Raw genomic sequence first — 23,673 nt, forward strand, 5'->3', positions numbered from 1 at the left:
TGACGATCCGTCAGCCGGTCGCCACCAGGGCCTGCGGACCCCGCGCCCTGCCCTCGGCGTCCCGCTTGGCCACCTCTTCGCGCACCAGCGGAATGACATACCTGCCGAAGTCGATCGCGTCACCCAGCAGGTCGTAGCCACGGGCGGAGAGGATGTCCACACCGAGGTCGTAGTAGTCGAGCAGCGCCTGCGCCACCGTCTCCGGCGTCCCCACCAGGGCGTTGGAGTTACCGGCGCCCCCGGTGGCGGCCGCGGTCGGCGTCCACAGCGCCCGGTCGTACCGCTCGCCCTGCTGGGCGATGGACAGCAGCCGCTGCGAGCCGGTGTTCTCCGGGGCGCCGCGCCGGTGATGGCGCACCACCGTCGCGTCGCCCTGCTCCTTGCGGGCCTTGATGGTGTCCACCGTGCGGTGCGCCTTCTCCCAGGCCAGCTCCTCGGTCGGCGCGATGATCGGCCGGAAGGCGACCTGGATACGGGGGGCCGTGGTGCGCCCGGCGGCGAGCGCCGCGGCCTTCACCCGCTCGATCTGCTCAGCGGTGCGCTCCAGCGGTTCGCCCCACAGGCAGTAGATGTCCGCCTCCGCGCCGCCCGCCTCGTACGCCGCGTCCGACGATCCGCCGAACGACACGTCGGGCCTGGGCTGTTGGACGGGAAAGACATCGCTGACGAAGTCGTGGAACCGGTAGTGCTCACCCTCGTGGTCGAACGCCTCGTGGGTGGTCCAGATCCGCTTGACCAGCTCGATGTACTCACGGGTCCGGGAGTACCGCTGGTCCTTGGAGAGGGTGTCGCCCTCGCGGCCCTGCTCGTGGTCGTTGCCGCCGGTGATGAAATGTACGGTCAGCCGGCCCTCGCTGATCTGGTCCAGCGTCGCGAAGGTCTTGGCCGCGTACGTCGGGTACGAGACGTTCGGCCGGTGCGCCAGCAGGATCCGCAGCGTCTCGGTGCGTGCCGCGATGTACGCGGCGGCGGGCGCCGGGTCCGGCGATCCCGAACCGTACGCGAACAGGACCCGGTCCCAGCCGTGTTCCTCGTGGGCGCGGGCGAGCCGGAGTGTGTACTGCTTGTCGAAGGCGGCCCCCGAGCGGGCCGTGGTCTCCGATCCGTCGTTGGTGGCGGCGATGCCGAGAAACTCCACAGGCATGAGGAACCCTTCGCACGGCGTTGCGGGAACGGCGTCGAGAAGAAGTGGACGGGCGTGATGTGCGTGTGGGTGATCGGCAGCGTGCGCCCGGCGGGATTCAGGGAATCCGGCCCGCGACGGGGGGAACCGAGGGAGGGAAGGGCCGGTCAGGCGGCCCGCTGCCGGGTCAGGCGCAACACGATGCGGACCACACGCGACCGAAGTCGATGTGGTCACGGGTGACCAACGGCAGCTGTTCGTACATGCTGCCAATTGAGCACCCGACGTCGCACGAAGTCAACCGGTGCCCGCACTGTGGGCGGTGTGCCGTGGCCGACAGGCGCACCTTGACAGCCGGGCGGTTCGCGCGCGTACGATCGAGAGGTGTGCGGCGGCGGTGTGAACACCGCGTCGCACCGGCCGTGTTGAGGGACACGGTGCGCGTGATGACTACCGCTGCCCATGCCCCGCCGGAAGGCGCGGCGTCCGGAGCGGCCACCGACCGCACCCTCCGCCGGAGCCCTCATGCCCGCGTCACCGTCCGCGTCCCCCGATGTACCGCAGCTCCTCGGCGCCCCGCGCCCCGAGCCGGGCGCCGTGTCGGTCGTCATCGTCGGCGCGGGGCCCCGGGCCACCGGACTGCTGGAGCGGATCGCGGCGAACGCGGACGAACTGTGGCCCGGGGGACGGCGGTTGGAGATCCAGCTGGTCGACCCGTACCCGGCGGGACCCGGCCGGATCTGGCGGCACGACCAGTCACCGCTGCTGCGGATGAACTCCATGGCCGAGGACGTCACCATGTTCACGGACAGCAGCTGTGACATCGAGGGCCCGATACGGCCCGGACCCTCGCTCGCCGAATGGGCGGCCGCCGTCTCGGGGCGCGCCGCCCGCCGGCTGCCGCACACGCCGCCCGCCGACCCGGGCGTGCGCGCCGAACTGGCCCGGCTCGCCCCCACCGACTTCCCGACCCGGCGCACCCAGAGCGCCTATCTGGACTGGGCCCTGCGCCGGGCGCTCGCCGAGCTGCCGCCGCACATCACCGTTCGCGTCCACCGCACCACCGCACTCGCCCTGGACGGGCCGCCCGACGGGCCGCAGACCGTCACCCTCGCCGGGCGCCGGGCCCCGCTCACCGCCGACCTGGTGATCCTCACCCAGGGGCATCTGGGCTCGCTGCCCCGCCCCGAACACAGCGCGCTGGAGGCCTTCGCCCGGCGCCACGGGAGGGTCTACGTACCGCCCGCCTTCACCGCCGACGCCGACCTGTCCGCGATCGCCCCCGGCGAGCACGTCGTCCTGCGCGGGCTCGGACTCGCGTTCGTCGACGTGACGTCGCTGCTCACCGAAGGCCGCGGCGGACGCTTCCGGGAGGAGCCGGACGGCACCCTCAGCTACCTCCCTTCGGGACGTGAACCCGTACTGCACGCCGGGTCGCGGCGCGGCGTGCCGTACCACTCCAAGACGGACTACCAGCTCCAGGGCCCCCGCCCGCCGCTGCCGCGCTACTTCGGCCCCGACACCCTGGAGCGGCCGGCCGCCGACGGCCGCCCGGCCCCGCTGGATCTGCGCGCCGACCTGTGGCCGCTGATGGCGAAGGAGATCGGGTTCGGCCACTACCACGAACTCTTCCACGCCCACCCGCACCGCACCGCGTGGAGCTGGGACGACTTCCTCGCCGCCTACGACAGCCACGACTGGTACGGGCAGCCGATGCGCGACCTGATCGCAGCGGCCGTCCCCGACCCCGCCGACCGGCTCGACTTCGAAGCACTCGACCACCCGCTGGCAGGCCTCACCTTCCCCACGCCCGAGGCGTTCCAGCAGCACATCCGGCAGTACGTCACCGCGGACATCGCCCGCAGGGCCGACCCCGCACACAGCGCCGACCTGGGCGCCTTCCTCGCCCTGCTGTCCGTCTACGGCCAGCTGCCGGGGATCGTGGCCGCCGGCGGACTCACCGCCCACTCCGTTCGTGACCATGTCGACGGCTGGTGGCAGGGCTTCTTCAGCTTCCTCGCCTCAGGGCCCCCGGGCTTCCGGCTGCGTGAACTGCTGGCCCTGTCCCGGGCGGGCGTGGTCCGGTTCACCGGCGCGGAACTGCGCGTCGAGACCGACGAACACACCGGCACCTTCCTGGCGTCCGGCGCCTCCGTACCCGGACACACCGTCAGGGCCACCGCGCTCGTCGAGGCGTACCTGCCGACCCCGTCCCTCGACCGTACGGAAGACCCGCTGCTGCGCCGGCTGTACGGAGCGGGCGAAGCCGGTGAGGAGATCATCGAGGACGCGAGCGGCGGCTACCACTCGGGCCGGCTCGCCACCGTACTGCCCGACGGGCGGATCCTGGCCCCCGGCGGCGGACCACACCCCCGCCGTATCGCGCTCGGCCACGCCACCAACGGGCGCGCCGTCGCCGCCTTCGCCAGGCCGCGCACCAACGCCCCGGCGTTCCGGCAGAACGACTCCGTCGCCCGCACCCTGCTGCGCACCCTGTCCGCACCGCGTTCCGGCAGCGGTATGCCGGCGCCGTCCGACGCACTGCTCCCCGGAGGCACCACGTGACCCCGAAAGCCGCGAAAGTGAACTGGCCGCGCGTCACCCGCGAGGTCGCCGACGACCTCGCCGTGGACGCGTCAGCCCGTGACCAGGCAGGGAAACCGCCGCTCGACGAGGTGGCACGGCTGCGCGAAGCGGGGCTGCTGTCCCTGCTGACAGCGCCGGGCCCCGGCGGCCGGGGCACGGACTGGAGCACCGGCTGCGCCGTCATCAGGGAGATCGCGGCGGCCGACGGATCGGTCGGTGAACTCGTCGGCCGGCACTACGCGTTGTCCTGGAGCGGCCGCTTCTTCGGCACCGCCGACACGGCGGAGCGGCTGGAGAAGAAGGCGGTCGCGCGGCAGTGGCTCTGGGGCGGTGCGCTCGACCTTCCGGAGGCCGATCCCGGCCTCGCCCTGACTCCGGCGGACGGCGGCTATCTGCTGCACGGGCGCGAGACGCTGGGCGCCGGGGTGGGCGTCGCCGACCGGCTGATCCTCGGCGCCACCCTCGACAGCGGCGACGTCCTCGTCGTACAGGTCGACCCCGCCCACCCGGGCGTCACCGCCGACCGGCCCGCCGAGCGCTACGGGCAGCGGCTCGTCGGCGGCGGCAGTGTGGAGTTCGACGCGGTGCCGGTGGCCAGCGCGGAGCTGATCGGGGCCCTGCCGCGGGACGAACACGCGGTGCCGCCTGCCGCCACGCTCGCCTCGCTCGCGATCCGGCTGGTCCTCGTCCACACCGCGCTCGGGATCGCGGAGGGGGCGCTGGCCGAGGCCAGGGACCTGCTGCGGTCGGCGCCCGGCAGCTGGCAGCCGGCCGGCGAGGACGGCGAGGAGAGTGTGGTCCGGCCCAGCCACGACCCCTATGTACTGCTCGCCTACGGCGAGTTGGCGACCCTGGAGCGCAGCGCCGCCGCCGTGGTCGACCAGGCGACCCGGGCCCTCGCCCACGGGCTCTCCGCAGGACAGGAGTTGGGAGTCGAGGAACGCGGCGACATCGCCGTCCATGTGGCGGTGGCCGAGGCCGTCAGCGCGGAGGCCGCGACCGGCATCACCACCCGGCTGCTCGAACTGACGGCGGGCGCCGAGGCGGCGGCGCCCACCGGCCTCGACCGGTTCTGGCGCAACGCCCGGATGGTGACGGCCCGTCAGCCGGCGGCGCGACGGCTGCGGGACATCGGGGACCACTACCTCAACGGCACCCATCCCCGACTGGCCTTCCCCGTCTGACCCGGCCGGTTCGCCGCCGCCTCCGCCGGGGCGGCGACGAACCGGGAGCGCGGGTCAGCCGGCGTCGAGCGGTCAGCTCACGTCGAGCGCGGCGTCGTCCACCACGAACGAGGTCTTCAGCTTCGTGCCTTCGGTGCCGGTGAACTTCACCGTGACCGTCTGGCCCGCGTAACCGCTGAGGTCGAAGGTGCGCTTGGTGTAGCCACTGGCGGCGTTGGTGTTGGAGTACGTGGCCAGGGTGGAGAGTACGGTCCCCGAGCTGTTCACCACCTGCGCCTTGAGGGTGTCGTAGGCGGTGCTGCCGGTCTCCGCCGAGTCGATGTGCAGCCAGAAGCTGAGCGAGGCGGCGCAGCCCGCGGGGATGGTCACCGACTGCGCGAGCGTGTTGGTGTTGGCCGTGCCGTGGCCGTTGAGCCAGGCCTTGTACGAACCGCCGTGGGCCGCCTCGCCGGTGCTGGACGTGATGACGCCCGAGGTGGCGCTCCAGCCCGAATTACCCGACTCGAAACCGGGGTTGGCCAGCAGCTGACCCGCGGCGCAGTCGCCGTTCCCGCCGCCTCCACCGCCACCGGTCGACCCCTCGCCGGACAGCCACGCCGTGGCGTTGAGCGCGAGGGCGGCGTTGGTCGCCGACGAGTCGTTCCAGCCGTCGTACAGCGTGTCGCCCGACGCGCCCGTGCCGTCGTCGACCGGCGAGCTGTCGCCCCAGATCGCCACCCGGCCGCTGCCGAAGGTGCTGGTCACGAAGAACGCCCCGGTCGTGCCGGTCTGGCTGGAACCGGAACGCCAGACCAGGCCCTTGACCGCCGAATTGTCGGCCGGCTTCAGGGTGAACGTCGTGCCGTCGGCGATCAGACTGCCCGTCACCTTGCCGAAGGCACCGTTCAGTACGGGGTTGGAGCTGTCGGTGATCGCCTTGGGCGTACCGGAGCTGACGTCGAGCAGATCGACGGAGAAGCCGAACGGGTCGGTGTTGTCGACGCCGTTGCTGGTCATCAGGTCGTTGATGACCTTGGGGGAGTCGTAGCCGTCGTTGTTGCGGTCGCTGTTGTTGTGGTCGGAGATCAAGAAGAGACCGCCGCCCGCCTGGACGAACTTCAGCACCGCGGTCTTCTCGGCCGTGCTGAGCCGGATGTTCGGCTCGGGCAGCACGAACGTGTCGAAGTTCTTCAGGTCGAGCGCGCCGGAGCCGCCGTAGGTGATGGTGCTGCCGCTGGGCAGCGTCTTGAGGCTGTAGTCACCGGTCTTCTGGAGCGCCACGCCCCAGGAGGACAGCCCGCCGGTCCAGTCCGTCTCGCTCGACGGCGAGGAGTCCTGCGACAGCGGGTCGGGCTGGCTGCTGCTGATGACCCAGTCGGCGTTACCGGCCTGTTCGGCCTTGGAGTTGTCGAAGAGCACCCGGTGCGTCGCCGCGGCAGCGGCGGGCGCCGCCGCAGAGGCCGCCACGGGGGCCGCCGCTGTGGCCGAGAGGCCGGGTCCTGCCGCGACGACGCCGAGCGCCGTGGCCGTCGCGGCAAGCAGCAGGCGGGACTTCCTTGATCTGAGTATCCGCGTTCTGGGCATCCGTCAACCTCCGTATGGGGGTGGGGTGAAGAGGGTGCGGGGCAGTTGCGAAAGATGATTCTGCGCGCGTAGACCCCGGAAGCGGAAGACCGCAGCGCTACAGATCGATGAACATTGTCCGGCCTCCGCCGCCCGACCCGTCGTACGGCGGCCACGCCGCCGTCACGCACGCCGGACGGTCGGTGACGGAAGGTAATGTGCTGACGATGAACACCACAGCCGGTTCAGGACCCACGGTCGAGCGCCTCGACGTCTCCGTCTACACCGTGCCCACCGAGCGCCCCGAGTCCGACGGCACGTACGCGTGGACCGCCACCACGCTGGTCCTCGTCGAAGCCGTCAGCGGCGATGTCACCGGCCTCGGCTGGACGTACGGCCCGCCGGCCGTCGCTTCCGTGATCACCGGCCAGCTCGCCGGGACCGTAACCGGAAGCGGAGTGTACGACGTGCCCGCGGCCCACCGGGCGATGAGCCGCGCGCTGCGCGACACGGGCCGCTCCGGGATCGCCGGCTGTGCGCTCTCCGCCGTCGACATCGCCCTGTGGGACCTGAAGGCCCGGGTCATCGGCCTGCCGCTGGCCGCCCTGCTCGGCTCGGTACGGCCGCGGGTCCCGGTCTACGGCAGCGGCGGCTTCGTCGGCGACGGCCTGCGGCAGCTGGAGGAACAGCTGCGCGGCTGGACCGAGGAACTCGCCGTCCCACGCGTCAAGATCAGGATCGGCGAGTCCTGGGGCGGCGCGCCCCAGCGCGACCTCGACCGGATCCATCTGGCACGCCAGATCGTCGGCGACGAGTGCGAACTGTACGTCGACGCGGCCGGCGCGTACAGCCGCAAGCAGGCGGTCAGGGTCGCCGAGGCGTTCGCCGACGACGTCGTCAGCTGGTTCGAGGAACCAGTTCCTTCGGACGACCTGCCGGGGCTCCGCGAGATCCGTGACTCCGTCACCGCCGAGGTCACCGCCGGCGGACACGGCCACGACCTGCCCTACTTCGCCCGGATGGCCGACGCACGCGCCGTCGACTGCCTCCAGGCCGATGTCACCCGCTGCGGCGGCATCACCGGCTGGCTTCGCGTCGCCGCCGTCGCCGAGGCGCACGGCCTGGAGATCTCGGGCCACCGCGCGCCCCAGCTCCACGCGCAGGTGGCGGCGGCCGTCCCCAACGTCCGGCACCTGGAGTGGTTCCACGACCATGTGCGCGTCGAGAGCGACTTCTTCGACGGAGTGCTCGACCCGGCGGGCGGTGCCGTCAGCCCCGGCGCCTCAGGGGCGCCGGGGCTGGGACTGACCTTCAAACGCGTCGACGCGCAGCGGCACAGGACCGGCTGACCGGCGCGGCGTACCCGGTCAGCACAGCTCGCGCGGGAAGGCGAGGCTCCAGTTCCGCGAGAACACCCGCTGGGCCCCCTCGTACGCGTCGAGCGTGGCATGCAGCCGGAACTCGTGCTCGTCGGAGGTGAGTTCCGTGCTGGTGACGGTACGCGTCTGCCACTCGTCGCGGCCGAACGTCATCGTCCACGTCGACTCGCCCCGTACGGAGGAGAAGTCGTCGGCGACCGAGGAGTACCGCTCGAAGGCCCGCTTGCCCGCGTCGAGGTTGATGTCGTCGTAGTGGGTGACCCCGTTGTCCTTGACGATCTCCAGCGCCGAGTGGTAGTTCACCAGGTCACGGGAGACCGTCCAGCGCTGCTCCGGCGGCTGCTTCAGCGTGGTGGTGATCGGCGGCGCCCCCTCGGGCTCGCCGAACGGCCGTCCGCCGTCGTGGTCGGCGCCGTCCACGGGACGTACCGGCAGCGACAGCGAGCTGTGCCCCGTGTACACGGACAGCCGCACGGGCCGGGGCGGCGGCCAGGCGAGCGGCCAGTACGACGTCGAGAGCGAGAGCCGGACGCGGTGTCCCGGCGGGAACGCCTGAGCCACACCGTTGAGTTGCACCTGCACCCGGTAGCGGCGGCCCGGTTCGAGCGGCTCGGGCGCGTCGAGTCCTGAGCGGTGGGTGAGGTTCAGCAGCCCGTAACTGACCCTGGTCGCCCGGCCGTCCGGGGCGACGTCCGACAGTCGCGCCGCGATCATCGCGACCGGCTCGTTCACCGCGACGTCGAGCTCGACGGTGGGTGCGCCGAGGATCTCCAGCCGCTCCGTCAGCTCGTCGCTGTCGAAGACGAGCGAACCGCCGTCCTCCTCGCGCTGGTCGTAGGGCAGGTCCGGCGGCGCGTTGTACGACGCCCACTTGCCGGCGAACTGCCCGACCGACAGCGGCGACTGGACGGACAGGACCGACTCGGGGACCTCCTCGTCGGGCCCGGCGATCCGGTGCGGCGCCAGCGAGGTGCTGATCCGCTCGATCTTCGGCGACGGCCACTCGGCCTCGCTCACCCAGCGCCCGGGACGCTCCTCGTACGAGGTCGAAGGCGGCACGCTGTCCTGCATGTACGTCCGCAGCATCGGACCGTCCATGGCCCCGTTGTCAACGTCCTTCAGCCAGTGGTCCCACCACCGCACGACTTCCTGCAGATAGCCGATCGCCGGGCCCGGCTCCCCGAGATGGGGGAACTTGTGCGACCACGGACCGATCAGCCCCTTGCGCGGCGCGTCAAGATGCTCCAGCACCCGGCTCACCGCGTTGGAGTAGCCGTCCGCCCAGCCGCTGGACGCCAGCACGGCGCACTCCACCGCCGGGTAGTCCTCACACACCGAGGCGTGGCGCCAGTAGTCGTCGCGCTGCTGGTGGCGCAGCCACTCGGCCACCCACGGACCGCTGCCCTCCAGCCGCTCCAGCCACATCTCCCGCCACCGGTCACCCACCAGTGCGGGGTCGGGGGGACAGGTGGCGTAGGCGAACATCGTGCCCGCCTCTGCGAGGTTGTCGGACAGCATGCAGCCGCCCATGTAGTGCATGTCGTCGGCGTACCGGTCGTCGGTGAACGACGCGATGACGATCGCCTGGAGCCCCGGCGGGCGCCGGGCGGCCACCTGGAGCGCGCTGAAAGCACCCCAGGAGATGCCCATCATGCCGAGCCGCCCGTCGCACCACGGCTGCTCGGCGAGCCAGGCCAGCACATGCTCGGCGTCGCGCTGCTCCGTCTCCAGGTACTCGTCGAGGAGGACGCCCTCGGACTCGCCCGTGCCCCGGATGTCGACCCGGACACAGGCGTACCCGTGCCCCGCCATGTACGGGTGGTGAATGGAGTCCCGGACCGAGGACAGGTCCCGCTTGCGGTACGGGATGTACTCCAGCACCGCGGGCACCGGGTCGTCGTCCGACGACACCGGCCGCCACACGTGCGCGGAGAGCCGGATGCCGTCCGAGACGGGGATCCAGACGTGCTCCTCTTCCTTGACGGGGTGGGGCAGGTCGGTCACCGAACGCATTACCGTGACTCATCTCCTTCTGTCGTTCCGCCGTCGATCTCGAAATTCATCATTTCGACGCACCGTTCGTACTTGGCGCAGAGATCGGCCTCGCTCGCCGCGCCGATGAAGAGGTGCGCCAGCTCGAAGCTGTAACTGTCCTGTCCCGGCATGTCGGAGAGTCGCTGGCCCGGCTCAGGAACGACGTCGATGGTCACGCCGGGGATCTCCGCCTCGATCCGCTTGATTTCGTCGGCGTCGGGGACACGGCGCGCCACGCCGTCCTCGAACCGGCGGTAGTACCACTTGGCCGCGACCTCGTACGGCCCCTTCTCGTCCGGCATATGAGGAGCGTCACCGAGGGCGAGCCGCAGCATGCAGTGATGGTTGGACACACCGTCCACGTACTCGAACATTTCGGCATGTGACTGGGAATGCCGGGGATTGATCTCCAGCAGACCGATCTCGTCGGTCTCCGCGTTGTAGAAGTACTCGATGCTGAAGGTCACCGAGTTGAGTCCGATCTGCTGGATCACCCGGACCGAGATGTCCTTGAGCCGCTGGACCACACCGTCGGGCAGGCTGGACGGATACTGGTGGCGCAGAAAGCAGGCGCTGTCCGGATAGGTGAGGGAGTCGAGCGCCCCGTACACCGTCACCTCGCCGTCGTACACATACCCCTCGACCGCCACCTGTGCCCCCGTCAGGGCTTCTTCCGCCAGACAGGCCTGACCGCCGACCTCGGAGATCTCGGCGGGAATGTGCAGATGGCTCAGGACCGTCTCGAAGGGCTCGCCGATACGGGAAATACCGTCACGTATCTCGGCGACGGCCTCCTGGAACTCCTTCTCGTCGTCGACCCCGAAGGCCAGATCGGAGGAGAAGGACTTGACCGGCTTCAGCCAGAGCGGATAGCGCAGCCCTTCGGGAACGGCCGCCTCGCCTTCGAGGTCGACAATCCCGAAGCCGGGGATCTCGCTGATGACCTTTTGCTGTTCGAGGCGGCTCCAGTACTTGTGCTCGCACTTGATGATCGACTCCAGGCTCGTGCTCCGCAGCCCGTACTTCTCACACAGGATCGGGACCAGCGAACTCACCGGGAAATCCCAGTAGCCCACAATGGCGTCGACCGGGCCGTCGAAATCATCCAGCTGCTTCTCCGCCTTGGCCAGCAGTCCGGCGATGTCGATGTCGCCGAACTGCAACTCCTCGATCGTCAGCAAGGGCCGGAAACGGTACCGGTCGGCGCCCGGCACCCTTTCCAGCGTCTCCTTGTTGAGGTCGTCGAGCCCCATGACGAATATGTTGGCCGGAACCATCAAAAACTCCCTGTCGGCGGCGAACAGCCCGGCACGGCGTACCGGGCTAAATTTTCGGGTGCCCGACCGATCCGTTCTCACACCGCGCGTGGAGTTCCGCCTCCCGGCTACCAGCTGACCACCAGTGATTTCGGCCCGCGGATGAGCCCCTTGCGCTGCCAGGGCGTACTCCCGGCAGGACCGGTCAGCCGCAGCTCCGGGAAGCGGGTCAGGAGACCGGCGATCATCACCTCGGACTCCATCCGGCTGAGCATCGCGCCCATGCAGTGGTGCGGGCCGTGGCCGAACGCCATGTGCGCGACGCCCTGCCGGTCGAAGTCGACGGAGTCCGGCTCGGCGAAGACCGCCGGATCGCGGTTCGCGGCCAGGTACGACGCGTACACGGCGTCACCCGCCCGGATCAGCACCCCGCCGATCTCCACGTCCTCGGTGGCGATACGCGGCAGCCCGACCCCGTTGCGGTGCGGGATGTAGCGCAGCAGTTCGTCCACCGCCTGCGGCAACAGTCCGGGTTCGGCCCGCAGACGCGCCATCAGCTCCGGCCGGGTCAGCAGCAGATACACCATGTTGGCGCTGTTGTTGCGGACCGCGTGCGCGCCGCTGACCAGCACCGCCGTCGCCAGCGACACCGCCTCCTCGGCCGTGATCTCACCCTGCGCCAGCGCCTCGGCGAGCACCCCCGCCAGATCCTCGGCCGGCTCCGCACGCCGTCTCGCCAGCAGCTCCTCGACGTACTCCTTGATCTGGGCCTTGGCCGCCTTGCTGCGCTCGGGCCCTGGACCCGACGAGAGGACCAGGTCCGGCCACGCGGCGAACCGCGCCCGCTCGTCGTGCGGCACACCCAGCAGGTCGCACACCACGGCCAGCGGGAAGGGGCCGTGCAGCCGCTCCATCAGATCGGCCGGCGGACCCTGCCGCTCCATCGCGTCGAACAGCTCGTCGGCGGTGCGCTGCGCCAGCGGCCGCAGCCGCTTGGTGTTGTGGCCGGTGAAGGCCCGGGTCACCACCTTGCGCAGCTTGGTGTGGTACGGCGGATCGGCGTAGTTCAGCGCCGCCTTGGACGCCACCCGATGGCCCGTCGCGCCGGTCACCTCGCGCTCCAGCAGGGCGCTGCGGCTGAACCGCGGGTCGGACGTGACCGTTCTGACGTCCTCGTACCGCGTCACCAGCCATGCCACGCGCTCCGCGCCGAACGGCAGACTGACCCGGGCGACCGGCTCGTGGGCGAGCAGGTCGGACAGCAGCGGATCGAAGTCCAGCGCCGGCAGGTCGTCCAGGGGCCAGCTGTGTGCGGCGGGCCGGGTGTGCGCGACGGGACAGGAGACGGCGGCGGGTCCCTCCGCCGGCACCTGCTCGGTCATCGGTTCACTCGTCATGGCTGCGGGTCTCCCGGTGCTCGGTGACTGCGGTCGCCCGGCGGTCACTCTGCGTGCCGGAACCACTCGTGGGGATGGCTGGTCGGATCTCCGTCTCCATGTCTTACCTGGTGTCACGCCCGCCACGCGCGCACGCTGCGTAGTCACCCGAGCGGAGCCGTACCGGCACGAGCCCCGGGTTGCGGGCTGCCGGAGCAGCCCGGAGTGTGGGCCGGAGTCGGGCCGCAATTCACCATGAACCAACGAAGGAGAGCGTGTCGTGGCGACCCTGTGCAAACCCGCAGTCTCTGTTCCTGAGCATGTGATCACAATGGAAGACACGCTCGACCTCGCACGCTCGCTGCATCCGGACCACCCTCAACTCCCGCTGGCGCTAAGGCTGATCGCCAACACCGGAGTAGCGAAGCGGCATCTCGTGCAGCCCATCGAGGAGACGCTGAAGCACCCCGGTTTCGAGGACCGCAACCGGCTCTACGAGGCCGAGGCGAAGTCGCGGGTGCCCGCCGTCGTCAACGACGCACTCCGCCATGCCGAGTTGCGTGCGCAGGACATCGACATGATTGTCTATGTGTCCTGCACGGGTTTCATGATGCCCTCGCTGACGGCCTGGCTCATCAACACCATGGGCTTCCCCAGCCACACCCGTCAGCTCCCGATCGCCCAGCTCGGCTGCGCGGCGGGCGGCGCCGCCATCAACAGGGCGCACGACTTCTGCGCGGCCTACCCCGAGGCCAACGTCCTCATCGTGGCCTGTGAGTTCTGCTCCCTCTGCTACCAGCCCGCGGACCTCGGCGTCGGCTCGCTGCTGTCCAACGGGCTGTTCGGGGACGCCGTCGCCGCCGCCGTCGTACGCGGCAAGGGCGGCACCGGAATCGCGCTGGAGCGCAACGCCTCCCACCTGGTGCCCGACACCACCGACTGGATCGCCTACAGCGTCCGCGCCACCGGCTTCCACTTCCTGCTGGACAAGCGGGTGCCCGGCACGATGGAACCGCTGGCGCCCGCGCTGCGCGCGATGGCGGCCGAACACGGCTGGGACGCCACCGGACTCGACTTCTACATCATCCACGCAGGCGGCCCGCGCATCCTCGACGACCTCAGCCACTACCTCGAAGTCCCTCCCGAGGCCTTCCGGTTCAGCAGGGCCACGCTCACCGAGTACGGGAACATCGCCAGCGCCGTCGTCCTCGACGCCGTCCGCAGGCTCTTCGACGAGGGCGGCGTGAGCGACGGGGCCCAGGGCATCATCGCCGGCTTCGGGCCCGGCATCACCGCCGAGATGGGCCTCGGCAGGTGGACCACGGACACCGCGGCAGGACTCACCCTGACGGACCGTCAAGTTCTGACCACGCCCGTCCGAAGACCAGAAGAGACCCCCGCGACCGAACCGGTGAGCTGACGATGACAAGCACGACCGACGAGACAACCCCGACCGGAGAGACGGCGCCGGTACGCTTCTGGGCCGTACCCGACCTGCCGGGCCTCGACTTCGACCCGTTCCTCGACGACATGCTGCGCGAGGATCCGATCACCCGGATCCGGCTCCCCAACGGGGAGGGGTACGCCTGGCTCGTCACCCGCTACGAGGACGTCAAGGCCGTCACCAACGACCTGCGCTTCAGCCGGCAGGCCGTCGTCGGACGCTCCGTCACCCGGCTGGCCCCGCACTTCATTCCGCTCGACGGCGCCGTGGGCTTCGCCGACCCGCCCGACCACACGCGGCTGCGCCGCTCGGTCGCCAAGGCGTTCACCTCCCGCAGCGTCGCCCGGGTCGAGCTGCGCGCCCAGCGGATCATGGACGAGCTGGTGGACGCCATGGAGCGCGAGGGCGCGCCCGCCGACCTGATGACCCATGTCAACGGGCCCTTCCCGCTCGCCGTGGTCAGCGAGATCATGGGCGTCCCCGAGCAGGACCGCCACCTGATGCGCGGCTGGACCTCCTCGATCCTGTCGTCGGCGCACGGCCGCGCCCACAGCGACCAGGCCAAGGAGGAGATCGGCGGCTACTTCACCGAGCTGCTGGGCCGCCCCCGGGCCACCGAGGACGACGATCTCGCCGCGCAGCTCTCGCAGGCCGTGGCGGCCGACGAGCTGACCCTCGCCGAAGCCGTCGCGCTGGCCGTCCTCATCCAGGTCAGCGGCGCGCACGCGGTGACCAACAACAGCGCCAACATGCTCTACGCCCTGCTCACCCACCCCGAGCAGCTGGCCCGGCTGCGCGCCGAACCAGCCCTGATGCCCGCGGCCATCGAGGAACTCCTGCGCTTCATCCCGCACCGCAACGGAGTGGGCCTGGCCCGTATCGCCATGGAGGACGTCACCGTCAGCGGCGTACGGATCAGCCCTGGCGAGGCCGTCTACGCCTCGTACCTCACCGCCAACCGGGACCCGGACGTCTTCGCCGACCCCGAACGGCTCGACTTCGACCGTGGTCCGACCCCGCACCTCGCCTTCGGCCACGGCCCGCACTACTGCGTGGGCCCGATGCTGGCCAGGCTGGAGTCGAGGATCACCCTCGCCACCCTGCTGGACCGGCTGCCGGGGCTGCGCCTCGCCGTACCGCCCGAGGAGGTCCGCTGGCGCAGGGGCGCGCTCATCCGGGGCCCCGAGACCCTGCCCGTCACCTGGGACACCGCGGGGAGCGCCGGATGACCGACCTGACAGCCACCCGTCCCACACCGACCGGAGCGACGACAGGGGCTCGCGCCACCGAGGGGCTTGTGGTGCCGCCGGGCGCCGGAACCACCATCCGGACGGCGGCCCAGGAAGTGACCTTCAAGGTCACCGGCGAGCACTCCCGGGTCTCCTCCAGCTTCGAGGTCGTCGTCCCCCCGGGCTTCGACGTCGGCGCCCACCGGCACACCCACAGCGAGGAACTGTTCTACGTCCTCGACGGCGAACTGGACGTACTGGCCTTCGAGCCGCGCGTCCTGACCGGCGACTGGCGGCACTGGGAGTCGGAGTCAGGACTCAAGGCGGTACGGGCCACCAGGGGCACGGTCATCGTCGTACCGCCGGGCTGTCCGCACGCCTTCGCCAACCGGGGCGACAGCCCGGCCACGATGTTCTTCCAGGCGTCACCGCCCACCGACCACGAACGGTACTTCGAGGAGCTGCTGGACATCCTCAAGGAGGACCGGCCGCCGGATCCCGAGGCCATCGCCGACCTGCGGGTGCGCTACGACATCGAACAGCTCACCCCGCTGCGCCACGACGCCTGACGAGGGCCGGGCCGCCGCCGGCAGCCGCGTGGACGCACGCGTATGGAGCTGAGCTTCGTGGCCATGGGCCGCCGGGCGGCCCGGCACTTGACTGGACGCATGACCGAAACACAGCAGATTCCGAACACCGCACACCACACCCACACCCTGGTGATCGGCGGCACCGGCAAGACCGGTCGCCGGGTCGCCGACCGCCTCACCGCGCGGCACATCCCGGTGCGGATCGGCTCGCGCGGCGCGGCGCGCCCCTTCGTCTGGGAGGAACCGGACACCTGGGCTGCGGCGCTGGAGGGCATCGGCGCCGTCTACGTCACCTACTACCCGGACCTCGGCTTCCCCGGCGCCGCCGAAGCGGTCGGCGCCTTCGCCGAACGCGCCGTGGCGAGCGGCGCCCGCAGGCTGGTGCTGCTCTCCGGCCGCGGCGAGGAGGGCGCGCACGCGTCGGAGGACCGGATGAAGGAGTCCGGCGCCGACTGGACGGTGGTCCGGGCGAACTGGTTCGCCCAGAACTTCAGCGAGAGCTTCTTCCTGGAGCCCGTACGCGCCGGTGAGCTGGCCCTGCCGACCGGGGACGCCGTCGAGCCGTTCGTCGACGCCGACGACATCGCCGACGTCGTGACGGCCGCGCTCACCGACGACCGGCACATCGGCAGGACGTACGAACTCTCCGGGCCCCGGCTGCTCAGCTCCGGCGACGTCGCGGCCGAGCTGTCCAAGGCCACCGGACGCGACATCACGTACATCCCGGTCACCCTCGACGACTACCGGGCCGAGCTGGTGCGGAACGGGCTGCCCGCCGACTTCGCCGAGCTGTTCGGGCTGATCCTCGACGGCCGCAACGCTCACGTCACCGAGGACGTGCGCGAAGTCCTCGGGCGCGAGCCTCGTGACTTCGCGGACTTCGCCCGCGACGCTGCCGCCACCGGGGTGTGGCACGGCTGACCGGGTGCCCCACGGCGCCCCCTGGAGCCCGTACGGTCGTTCCCGGGCCACCGGGAACGACCGTTTCTGGACAGCTCCGCTGCCCGCGCGCCCATCACGGTTAGTGTGTGCGCACGAGCACCGTCCGAGACGGCGGAGCGCGGCGCGAATCCAGGGAGGAACCCTGCCATGGCGGCAGAGACCACAGACCGTCCGCACGACCGGGGGCCGGGGCTGCGCGCCCTGCTGGCCGGGGGCGGGCGCTCGTACTCCTTCGAGTTCTTCCCGCCGAAGACCGAGGCCGGCGAGCGCACGCTCTGGAACGCGATCCGGCGCATCGAGCCCCTCGCCCCTTCCTTCGTCTCCGTGACCTACGGCGCCGGCGGCTCGTCGCGTGACCGGACGATCGACGTGACCAAGCGCATCGCCGCCGAGACCACACTGCGCCCCGTCGCCCACCTCACGGCCGTCGGCCACTCCGTCGCCGAACTGCGCCATATCGTCGGCCAGTACGCGGACGCCGGCATCCGGGATGTCCTCGCCCTGCGCGGCGACCCGCCGGGCGACCCGCGCGCCGAGTGGGTGCGCCATCCGGAAGGCTTCGCCCAGGCCAGCGAACTGGTCACCCTCATCAGGGAGTTGGGCGACTTCACGGTCGGCGTCGCGGCCTTCCCCGAGCGCCATCCGCGCTCGCCCGACTGGGACAGCGACGTGCGCCACTTCGTCGCCAAGTGCCGGGCGGGCGCCGACTACGCCATCACCCAGATGTTCTTCGACGTGGACGACTACCTGCGGCTGCGGGACCGGATCGCCGCGACGGGCTGCACGACCCCGATCATCCCGGAGATCATGCCGGCCACCGACGCGCGGCAGATCAAGCGCTTCGCCGAACTGAGCGACGCGCGCTTCCCCGCCGAGCTGGCCGAGCGGCTGGAGGCGGCGCGCGGCGACGCGGAAGCGGGTCATCGCATCGGTGTGGAGTACGCGACGGCCATGGCCGAACGGCTCCTGGCCGAGGGCGCACCCGGGCTGCACTACATCACCCTGAACCGGTCCACGGCGACGCTGGAGATTCACCAGAATCTGGGTGTGAGCGCGCCGCGCGGCAACGCGCAGGTGCTCGCCCCGCGCTGACGGCGGTCCCGGCCGGCACGACGGGGCTCCGGACGCGGTTGGACATGCGGGCGGTTGGACGCGGGAACATGGACCTGAGATCCGGGGCCATGTTCCCGCGTCCCGGGCCGCACTTGACTGGCTCCATGAGCTTCGACCGGACGACCACGCCGACCACGCCCACCACCACCCCGCGACGGCAGGCCCGCGCCACCGTGCCGCTGCTGACGATCGCCACCGTGACGACGGGGCTGATGGCGGGCCTCTTCTTCGCCTTCGACATTTCCGTGATGCCCGGCCTCGCGCACACCGACGACCGTACGTACGCCGAGGCCATGCAGAACTTCAACGCGGCCATCGACGGCAGCGGACTGTTCATGCTGGTCTTCAGTGCCGCGCTGGTGGTGACGGCCCTGGCGGCCGTGCTGGCACACGTCGGTGGCCGGCGTCCGGTCGCCCGCTGGGCCGGGGCGGCGGCCGCGCTCTATCTCATGGCCCTGATCATCACCTTCGCCGTGGACATCCCGCTCAACGACGAGCTGGCCGCCGCCGGAGACCCCGGCCGGATCACTGACTTCTCCGTCGTCGACGACTTCAGGTCCACCTGGGCCACGACCAACATCGCCCGCACCCTGCTCTGCACCGCGGCCCTCGGCGTCCTCACCCGCGCCCTGCTGCTCGCGGGAGCCGGCGGCCGGACAACTCGGCTGCCCGGCTGAGCGTCCGAGCGTCCGAGCGGGAGTCAGCCGCTGTCCGGACGCGGCCGGCGCATCGTCAGCGAGGCCCGGCTGCGCCGCAGGAAGTCCCGCTCCGCCGCGTTGCGTGTGTGCGCACGCGCCGCGTCGTACGCGGCCGCCGCCTCCGGGATCCGGCCCAGCCGGCGCAGCAGGTCGGCGCGGACGGCGTGGAAGGCGTGGTAGCCGTCCAGATCGAGGGCGTCCACGAGCGCCAGCGCGGTCCGCGGCCCTTCGACCTCGGCCACGGCGACTGCCCGGTTGAGCGCCACGACCGGGCTCGGGCTGAGGACCAGCAGCTGGTCGTAGAGCCGCAGGATCTGCTCCCAGTCCGTGTCCGCCACGGTGGGTGCCTCGCTGTGCACCGCGTTGACCGCCGCCTGGATCTGGTACGGGCCCGGCCGGCCGCCCTCGACGCACCGCCGCGCCAGCGCCTGGCCCTCGGCGATCAGCGCGCCGTCCCACCGGCTCCTGTCCTGCTCGGCCAGCGGCACCAGACCCACGTCAGGGGCGGTGCGGGCCGGCCGGCGGGACTCGATGAGCAGCATCAGCGCCAGCAGGCCCATGACCTCCGGGTCGTCCGGCAGCAGGTCGGCCAGCAGCCGGCCGAGCCGGACGGCCTCCGTGGACAGGTCCTCGCGGATCAGGTCGTCGCCCGAGCTGGCCGCGTAGCCCTCGTTGAAGATCAGGTACACCACGGCCAGCACGCCGCGTACCCGCTCGGGCAGATCGGCCTCGGCCGGGATCCGGTACGGGATCCCGGCGTCCCTGATCTTGGCCTTGGCCCGCACCAGCCGCTGGGCCATGGTCGGCTCGGGGACCAGGAACGCCCGCGCGATCTCGGCCGTGGTGAGCCCGCCGAGCAGCCGCAGCGTCAGCGCGACCCGGGCCTGCTCGGACAGGGCGGGATGGCAGCAGGTGAAGATCAGCCGCAGCCGGTCGTCCCGTACGGGCCCCTCGTCGGCCGGTTCGTCGCGGGCGTGCAGCAGGGCCGCCTGGAGGTGCCGGTCGGTGCGGGACGACTCGCGGCGCAGCCGGTCGATCGCGCGGTTCTTGGCGGTGGTGACGATCCAGCCGGCCGGGCTCGGCGGCAGCCCGTCGGCGGGCCACCGTTCGAGGGCCGTGGTGAACGCGTCCTGGACCGCTTCCTCGGCGATGTCGATGTCACCGAAGACCCGGACCAGGACGGCCACCGCGCGGCCGTAGGCGGCCCGGAAGACCCTTTCGGCCTCCCGGGCGCCCACCGCCCGACCGGATGCCATCAAGCCCCGGTCCCGCCGTGGAACGGGCGGACCTCGATGGGCAGGGTGGTCGCGAGCGCCGCCTTGCGTCCCCAGGCCAGCGCGGCGTCGAGATCGGGCGCGTTGACGATGCACAGGCCGCCGAGGAATTCCTTGCTCTCGGTGTACGGGCCGTCGGTGACCAGGGTCTCCGTGCCGTGCGACCGTACGACGGTCGCCGTCTCGGGGGAGTGCAGTCCACCCGCGAAGACCCACGCCCCCGCGGCCTTCAGCTCCGCGTGGAAGGCGTCGAGATTACGGCCGATGTCCGCCAGCACCTCGGGCGCCGGCGGCTCCCCTCCGGGCTGCATGACGCTGAGCAGATACTGCTTCATGGTGGTCCTCCTCCGCCGTGGTGCCGGTTTCTCCGGCTCTCACCCTCTGTACGAACGGACCACGGCCGGATCGACGCCCTCAGCCTACTGGCGCCGGCGGAGCGGTCTCCGCCTCCTCCTCGGCCAGCCGCTGCATACCGTTGGTGGTCTTCAGCGGCTTCTCCTTGATGAAGACCACTGTGATCAGGGCGAGCAGCGCGAACGGCGCCGCGACCAGGAACAGATCGGCCGTCGCCACACCGTAGGCATGCTCCACGATCTCGCGCATGGCGGCGGGGAGCTTGGACAGGTCGGGCACGGCGCCGCTGCCGGAACCGCCGGACTGCGTCTGTCCCGACTCGCCGAGGCTCTTGGCCATCTCGGCCGACACCCGGTTGGCGAGCACGGCGCCCAGCACGCTGGTGCCGATCGTGCCGCCCATGCTCCGGAAGAACGACAGGACGGACGTGGCCGAGCCGAGCTGGGCAGCCGGTACGTCGTTCTGCGCCGCGAGCACCAGGTTCTGCATCAGCATGCCGATCCCGATGCCGAGGATCGCCATGTAGAGGCTGAGGGTGCCGAAGCCGGTGTCGGCGCCGATGGTCGACAGCAGTCCGAGACCCACGGTCATGATCACGGCGCCCGCGACCAGGTACCGCTTCCACTTCCCCGTGGCGCTGATGATCTGCCCGGCGACGGTCGAGGACACCAGCAGACCGAGGATCATCGGCAGGCTCATCAGCCCGGCCACCGTCGGGGACTTGCCCAGCGATATCTGGAAGTACTGCGAGAGGAAGACGGTGCCGCCGAACATGGCCACACCGACCAGCAGGCTCGCGACCGTGGTCAGCGTGATGGTGCGGTTGCGGAAGATGGTCAGCGGGATGATCGGCTCGGGGACGCGCATCTCCACCAGCACGGCGGCCACCAGCAGGACGACACCCGCGCCGGTCAGCGCGGCCGTCTGCCAGGACGCCCAGTCGAACTGGTTGCCCGCGAGGGTCGTCCAGATGAGCAGCGAGCAGACCCCGGCGATGATCAGGAAGGCACCCAGGAAGTCGATCTTGACCTCGCGCCGGGTGGTGGGCAGCTGAAGCGTGCGCTGGAGCAGCAGGATGGCGGCCAGCGCGAAGGGCACGCCGATGAAGAAGCACCAGCGCCAGCCCAGCCATGACGTGTCGACCAGCACCCCGCCGATCAGCGGGCCGGCGACGGTGCCGACGGCGAAGACGGCGCCGAAGATGCCGGAGTACTTGCCGAGCCGGCGCGGCGGGATGACCGCCGCCATGACGACCTGGGCGAGCGCGGTGAGACCGCCGGCGCCCGCGCCCTGGACGACACGGCTGAAGATGAGCAGCCCGACGCCCTGCGAGAAGCCGGCCAGCAGCGAACCGGCGACGAACATGCACAGCGACAGCTGCAGCAGCAGCTTCTTGTTGAAGAGGTCGGAGAGCTTGCCCCACAGCGGCACGGTCGCCGTCATGGCCAGCAGCTCGGCGGTGACGACCCAGGTGTACGAGGACTGGCTGGCGCCGAGGTCGGCGATGATCCGGGGCAGCGCGTTGGCCACGACGGTACTGGCCAGGATGGCGACGAACATTCCTGCCATGAGTCCGGACATCGCCTGGAGTATCTGGCGGTTGGACATGGCGGTAGGCGTCTCTTCCGGCGCCTCGATAGCGGTCACGTTGTCCTTCTTCTTCGGTCCATGGTCGGGTGCGCGGGAGAGCGCGGTCAGGGGGTGAGACCGGCGGCCAGCCGGTCGAAGGTCTCCTGGAACACGTCCGGGAAAGCGGCGTCGGGGGCGCGCGCCGACCAGTGCTCGACGCTGACCCGTACGGCGGTGCCGGCGACGGCGGCCAGCAGCCTCGGATAGAGATCGGGCGCCGTGGGACCGGCGTCACCGAGCCGGGTCTGGATCGCCTCGGCCAGCTCCAGCTCCTCGGCCATGTGCACACCGAGCCCGCGCACCAGCAGATGCGGGGAGCGCTGGAGGACCTGGGCGCGCAGATTCCATATCTCGTGGCGCTCCGCCACGTCGGCCAGTTCGGCGGCGAACGCGCCGCGTACGGCTTCGAGCGGCGACAGCGCCGCCGGCGCATCGCGCACGGCGCGCCGGATCCGCTCGCCGACCTCGCGGTCGATCATCACGAACGCGTCGTCGTGGCTGTCGAAGTAGTTGAAGAACGTGCGCGCCGATACGCCGGCCGCCTCGCTGATCGCCTCGACGGTCACGTTCTCCGCGCCGTGTTCCGCCGCGAGCCGTACCGCCGCCTCGGCGAGAGCGGTACGCGTCGCGAGCTTCTTGCGCTCGCGCAGACCGGGTCCGGGCCCCTTGTTCACCACATGTTGCAGAGTACGCAAAAGTGCAGAGCCTGCAAAATCAATGTCGGCCGCCCGTTCGGGCGGCTGCTTCCCGGCCACGTAGGCTGCCCGCCATGGAGCAACGTGTACTGGGCAGGACAAAGCGTGATGTCTCGGTCGTCGGACTGGGCACCTGGCAACTGGGCGCCGACTGGGGCGATGTCAGCGAGGCGGACGCCTTCGCCGTCCTCGACGCCGCCGTCGAGTCGGGCGTGACCTTCTTCGACACCGCCGACGTGTACGGCGACGGCCGCAGCGAGCAGCTGATCGGCCGCTACCTCAAGGAGCGCCCGGACGCCGGGATCTTCGTCGCCACCAAGATGGGCCGCAGGGCCGAACAGCTGACGGAGAACTACTCCCTCGACAACTTCCGGGCGTGGAACGACCGCTCACGGACCAACCTGGGCTTGGACACCCTCGATCTGGTGCAGCTGCACTGCCCGCCCACGGCCGCCTACGCGACCGACGCGGTCTTCGGCGCGCTCGACACCCTCGTCGCCGAGCGGCGGATCGCCGCCTACGCGGTCAGTGTCGAGACCTGCGCCGAGGCGCTCGCCGCCATCGCCAGGCCGGGCGTGGCGAGCGTACAGATCATCCTCAACCCGTTCCGGCTCAAGCCGCTCGAAGAGGTGCTGCCCGCGGCGCGCGCCGCCGGCGTCGGCATCGTCGCGCGCGTCCCGCTCGCCTCCGGGCTGCTGACCGGGAAGTACACCAAGGACACGGTCTTCGCCGCCGACGACCACCGCACGTTCAACCGGCACGGCGAGGCCTTCGACCAGGGCGAGACGTTCTCCGGCATCGACTTCGAGACGGGTCTCGCAGCCGCCGCCGAATTCGGCGAACTGGCCCCCGAGGGTGCGACCCCGGCGCAGACCGCGCTGCGCTGGATCATCCAGCAGCCGGGCGTCACCAGCGTCATCCCCGGCGCCCGTTCCGTGGCACAGGCACGCGCCAACGGAGCGGCCGCCGCGCTCGCCCCGCTGCCGGAGGCGACGCTCGACGCCGTTCAGGAGCTGTACGACCGACGGCTGAGGGCGTCGATCCATCCGCGCTGGTAAAAATCCGAATATTCGGACGATACGGATGGCTGGACGGGGCTGGAAGTGGCCGGACAGGCGGCACGGACGCAAGAGTTGGTCGTTTCTGTGGCTGTATCGCGTCCGGCCATGTAGCGTCTTGATCAGCTGTCGTGGTTCCGAAGTACCGCTCGCCCGTGACGTGCAGT

Annotated in this window: 19 protein-coding genes; 10 read left to right on the forward strand and 9 right to left on the reverse strand. The window is 71.0% G+C overall.

Going from position 1 to position 23,673, the window contains the following annotated elements; genetic code table 11:
- Positions 1–10: 10 nt before the first annotated feature.
- The gene (locus OHS57_RS34935; protein WP_328584547.1) at positions 11–1,144 is read right to left on the reverse strand and encodes an LLM class flavin-dependent oxidoreductase; all 1,134 of its coding nucleotides are present in this window, start codon (positions 1,142–1,144) and stop codon (positions 11–13) included.
- A gap of 504 nt (positions 1,145–1,648) precedes the next feature.
- Here OHS57_RS34935 and OHS57_RS34940 point away from each other — a divergent pair.
- Together OHS57_RS34940 and OHS57_RS34945 are read left to right on the forward strand one after the other, a co-directional pair.
- Positions 1,649–3,688: an FAD/NAD(P)-binding protein gene (locus OHS57_RS34940; protein ID WP_328584548.1), complete on the forward strand. Its 2,040-nt coding sequence runs from the start codon at positions 1,649–1,651 to the stop codon at positions 3,686–3,688.
- On the forward strand, positions 3,685–4,893 hold the full coding sequence (locus OHS57_RS34945; protein WP_328584549.1) for an acyl-CoA dehydrogenase family protein: 1,209 nt from the start codon (positions 3,685–3,687) through the stop codon (positions 4,891–4,893). The genes OHS57_RS34940 and OHS57_RS34945 overlap by 4 nt, the downstream gene beginning before the upstream one ends.
- A 72-nt stretch (positions 4,894–4,965) precedes the next feature.
- Here the strand turns inward: OHS57_RS34945 and OHS57_RS34950 are convergent, their stop codons facing one another.
- A complete protein-coding gene (locus OHS57_RS34950) occupies positions 4,966–6,456 on the reverse strand; it encodes a hydrolase (RefSeq protein ID WP_328584550.1) in 1,491 nt (496 codons plus the stop codon).
- Positions 6,457–6,662: 206 nt separating this feature from the next.
- On the opposite strand from OHS57_RS34950, the gene OHS57_RS34955 reads away from it, so the two are divergent.
- Positions 6,663–7,784, forward strand: a complete 1,122-nt coding sequence (locus OHS57_RS34955) for an enolase C-terminal domain-like protein (RefSeq protein WP_328584551.1) — start codon at positions 6,663–6,665, stop codon at positions 7,782–7,784.
- An 18-nt stretch (positions 7,785–7,802) separates the two neighbouring features.
- Here the strand turns inward: OHS57_RS34955 and OHS57_RS34960 are convergent, their stop codons facing one another.
- The 3 genes from OHS57_RS34960 to OHS57_RS34970 all read right to left on the reverse strand — a co-directional run bounded on the left by OHS57_RS34960 (position 7,803) and on the right by OHS57_RS34970 (position 12,501).
- On the reverse strand, positions 7,803–9,827 hold the full coding sequence (locus OHS57_RS34960; protein WP_328584552.1) for a CocE/NonD family hydrolase: 2,025 nt from the start codon (positions 9,825–9,827) through the stop codon (positions 7,803–7,805).
- Positions 9,827–11,125, reverse strand: a complete 1,299-nt coding sequence (locus OHS57_RS34965) for an ATP-grasp domain-containing protein (RefSeq protein ID WP_328584553.1) — start codon at positions 11,123–11,125, stop codon at positions 9,827–9,829. Before OHS57_RS34965 ends, OHS57_RS34960 begins: the two co-directional genes overlap by 1 nt.
- 107 nt (positions 11,126–11,232) lie before the next feature.
- Positions 11,233–12,501 (reverse strand): cytochrome P450, encoded by a 1,269-nt coding sequence (locus tag OHS57_RS34970; protein ID WP_328584554.1) that lies wholly within the window; start codon positions 12,499–12,501, stop codon positions 11,233–11,235.
- Between the two features lie 259 nt (positions 12,502–12,760).
- Here OHS57_RS34970 and OHS57_RS34975 point away from each other — a divergent pair, with 259 nt between their 5' ends.
- From OHS57_RS34975 to OHS57_RS35000, 6 genes are all read left to right on the forward strand, one after another.
- Complete coding sequence (locus tag OHS57_RS34975) at positions 12,761–13,900, forward strand: type III polyketide synthase (RefSeq protein WP_078863853.1); 1,140 nt, start codon at positions 12,761–12,763, stop codon at positions 13,898–13,900.
- A gap of 2 nt (positions 13,901–13,902) precedes the next feature.
- Positions 13,903–15,153, forward strand: coding sequence for a cytochrome P450 (locus tag OHS57_RS34980; protein WP_328584555.1), 1,251 nt, complete (start codon positions 13,903–13,905; stop codon positions 15,151–15,153).
- The gene (locus OHS57_RS34985) at positions 15,150–15,722 is read left to right on the forward strand and encodes a cupin domain-containing protein (RefSeq protein ID WP_041994549.1); all 573 of its coding nucleotides are present in this window, start codon (positions 15,150–15,152) and stop codon (positions 15,720–15,722) included. The genes OHS57_RS34980 and OHS57_RS34985 overlap by 4 nt, the downstream gene beginning before the upstream one ends.
- 99 nt (positions 15,723–15,821) lie before the next feature.
- Entirely contained in the window at positions 15,822–16,664 is an 843-nt protein-coding gene (locus OHS57_RS34990) for an NAD(P)H-binding protein (RefSeq protein ID WP_328584556.1), read from the forward strand.
- Positions 16,665–16,832: 168 nt separating this feature from the next.
- Positions 16,833–17,777 (forward strand): methylenetetrahydrofolate reductase [NAD(P)H], encoded by a 945-nt coding sequence (gene metF, locus OHS57_RS34995; protein ID WP_328584557.1) that lies wholly within the window; start codon positions 16,833–16,835, stop codon positions 17,775–17,777.
- Positions 17,778–17,902: 125 nt separating this feature from the next.
- Complete coding sequence (locus OHS57_RS35000) at positions 17,903–18,475, forward strand: anthrone oxygenase family protein (protein WP_328584558.1); 573 nt, start codon at positions 17,903–17,905, stop codon at positions 18,473–18,475.
- Positions 18,476–18,498: 23 nt separating this feature from the next.
- Here OHS57_RS35000 and OHS57_RS35005 read toward each other — a convergent pair whose 3' ends face one another.
- From OHS57_RS35005 to OHS57_RS35020, 4 genes are all read right to left on the reverse strand, one after another.
- A complete protein-coding gene (locus OHS57_RS35005; RefSeq protein ID WP_328584559.1) occupies positions 18,499–19,752 on the reverse strand; it encodes an RNA polymerase sigma factor in 1,254 nt (417 codons plus the stop codon).
- The gene (locus OHS57_RS35010) at positions 19,752–20,105 is read right to left on the reverse strand and encodes a YciI family protein (protein ID WP_041994560.1); all 354 of its coding nucleotides are present in this window, start codon (positions 20,103–20,105) and stop codon (positions 19,752–19,754) included. Before OHS57_RS35010 ends, OHS57_RS35005 begins: the two co-directional genes overlap by 1 nt.
- A 79-nt stretch (positions 20,106–20,184) precedes the next feature.
- Positions 20,185–21,732: an MDR family MFS transporter gene (locus OHS57_RS35015; RefSeq protein WP_443043120.1), complete on the reverse strand. Its 1,548-nt coding sequence runs from the start codon at positions 21,730–21,732 to the stop codon at positions 20,185–20,187.
- A gap of 86 nt (positions 21,733–21,818) precedes the next feature.
- Entirely contained in the window at positions 21,819–22,439 is a 621-nt protein-coding gene (locus tag OHS57_RS35020; protein ID WP_328585232.1) for a TetR/AcrR family transcriptional regulator, read from the reverse strand.
- Between the two features lie 83 nt (positions 22,440–22,522).
- Between OHS57_RS35020 and OHS57_RS35025 the strand changes: the two genes are divergently transcribed.
- Positions 22,523–23,506 (forward strand): aldo/keto reductase, encoded by a 984-nt coding sequence (locus tag OHS57_RS35025; RefSeq protein WP_328584561.1) that lies wholly within the window; start codon positions 22,523–22,525, stop codon positions 23,504–23,506.
- Positions 23,507–23,673 lie beyond the last annotated feature (167 nt).

Origin of the sequence: Streptomyces sp. NBC_00370 (assembly GCF_036084755.1) — a bacterium.
Classification (GTDB): Bacteria; Actinomycetota; Actinomycetes; order Streptomycetales; family Streptomycetaceae; genus Streptomyces.

What these genes read in the sequence shown, in the direction of transcription:
- OHS57_RS34935 (WP_328584547.1), bottom strand. Translation starts at nt 1,144, where the DNA reads ATGCCTGTGGAGTTTCTCGGCATCGCCGCCACCAACGACGGATCGGAG.
- OHS57_RS34940 (WP_328584548.1), top strand. Translation starts at nt 1,649, where the DNA reads ATGCCCGCGTCACCGTCCGCGTCCCCCGATGTACCGCAGCTCCTCGGC.
- OHS57_RS34950 (WP_328584550.1), bottom strand. Translation starts at nt 6,456, where the DNA reads ATGCCCAGAACGCGGATACTCAGATCAAGGAAGTCCCGCCTGCTGCTT.
- OHS57_RS34955 (WP_328584551.1), top strand. Translation starts at nt 6,663, where the DNA reads ATGAACACCACAGCCGGTTCAGGACCCACGGTCGAGCGCCTCGACGTC.
- OHS57_RS34960 (WP_328584552.1), bottom strand. Translation starts at nt 9,827, where the DNA reads ATGCGTTCGGTGACCGACCTGCCCCACCCCGTCAAGGAAGAGGAGCAC.
- OHS57_RS34965 (WP_328584553.1), bottom strand. Translation starts at nt 11,125, where the DNA reads ATGGTTCCGGCCAACATATTCGTCATGGGGCTCGACGACCTCAACAAG.
- OHS57_RS34970 (WP_328584554.1), bottom strand. Translation starts at nt 12,501, where the DNA reads ATGACGAGTGAACCGATGACCGAGCAGGTGCCGGCGGAGGGACCCGCC.
- OHS57_RS34980 (WP_328584555.1), top strand. Translation starts at nt 13,903, where the DNA reads ATGACAAGCACGACCGACGAGACAACCCCGACCGGAGAGACGGCGCCG.
- OHS57_RS34985 (WP_041994549.1), top strand. Translation starts at nt 15,150, where the DNA reads ATGACCGACCTGACAGCCACCCGTCCCACACCGACCGGAGCGACGACA.
- OHS57_RS34990 (WP_328584556.1), top strand. Translation starts at nt 15,822, where the DNA reads ATGACCGAAACACAGCAGATTCCGAACACCGCACACCACACCCACACC.
- metF (WP_328584557.1), top strand. Translation starts at nt 16,833, where the DNA reads ATGGCGGCAGAGACCACAGACCGTCCGCACGACCGGGGGCCGGGGCTG.
- OHS57_RS35000 (WP_328584558.1), top strand. Translation starts at nt 17,903, where the DNA reads ATGAGCTTCGACCGGACGACCACGCCGACCACGCCCACCACCACCCCG.
- OHS57_RS35005 (WP_328584559.1), bottom strand. Translation starts at nt 19,752, where the DNA reads ATGGCATCCGGTCGGGCGGTGGGCGCCCGGGAGGCCGAAAGGGTCTTC.
- OHS57_RS35010 (WP_041994560.1), bottom strand. Translation starts at nt 20,105, where the DNA reads ATGAAGCAGTATCTGCTCAGCGTCATGCAGCCCGGAGGGGAGCCGCCG.
- OHS57_RS35015 (WP_443043120.1), bottom strand. Translation starts at nt 21,732, where the DNA reads ATGTCCAACCGCCAGATACTCCAGGCGATGTCCGGACTCATGGCAGGA.
- OHS57_RS35025 (WP_328584561.1), top strand. Translation starts at nt 22,523, where the DNA reads ATGGAGCAACGTGTACTGGGCAGGACAAAGCGTGATGTCTCGGTCGTC.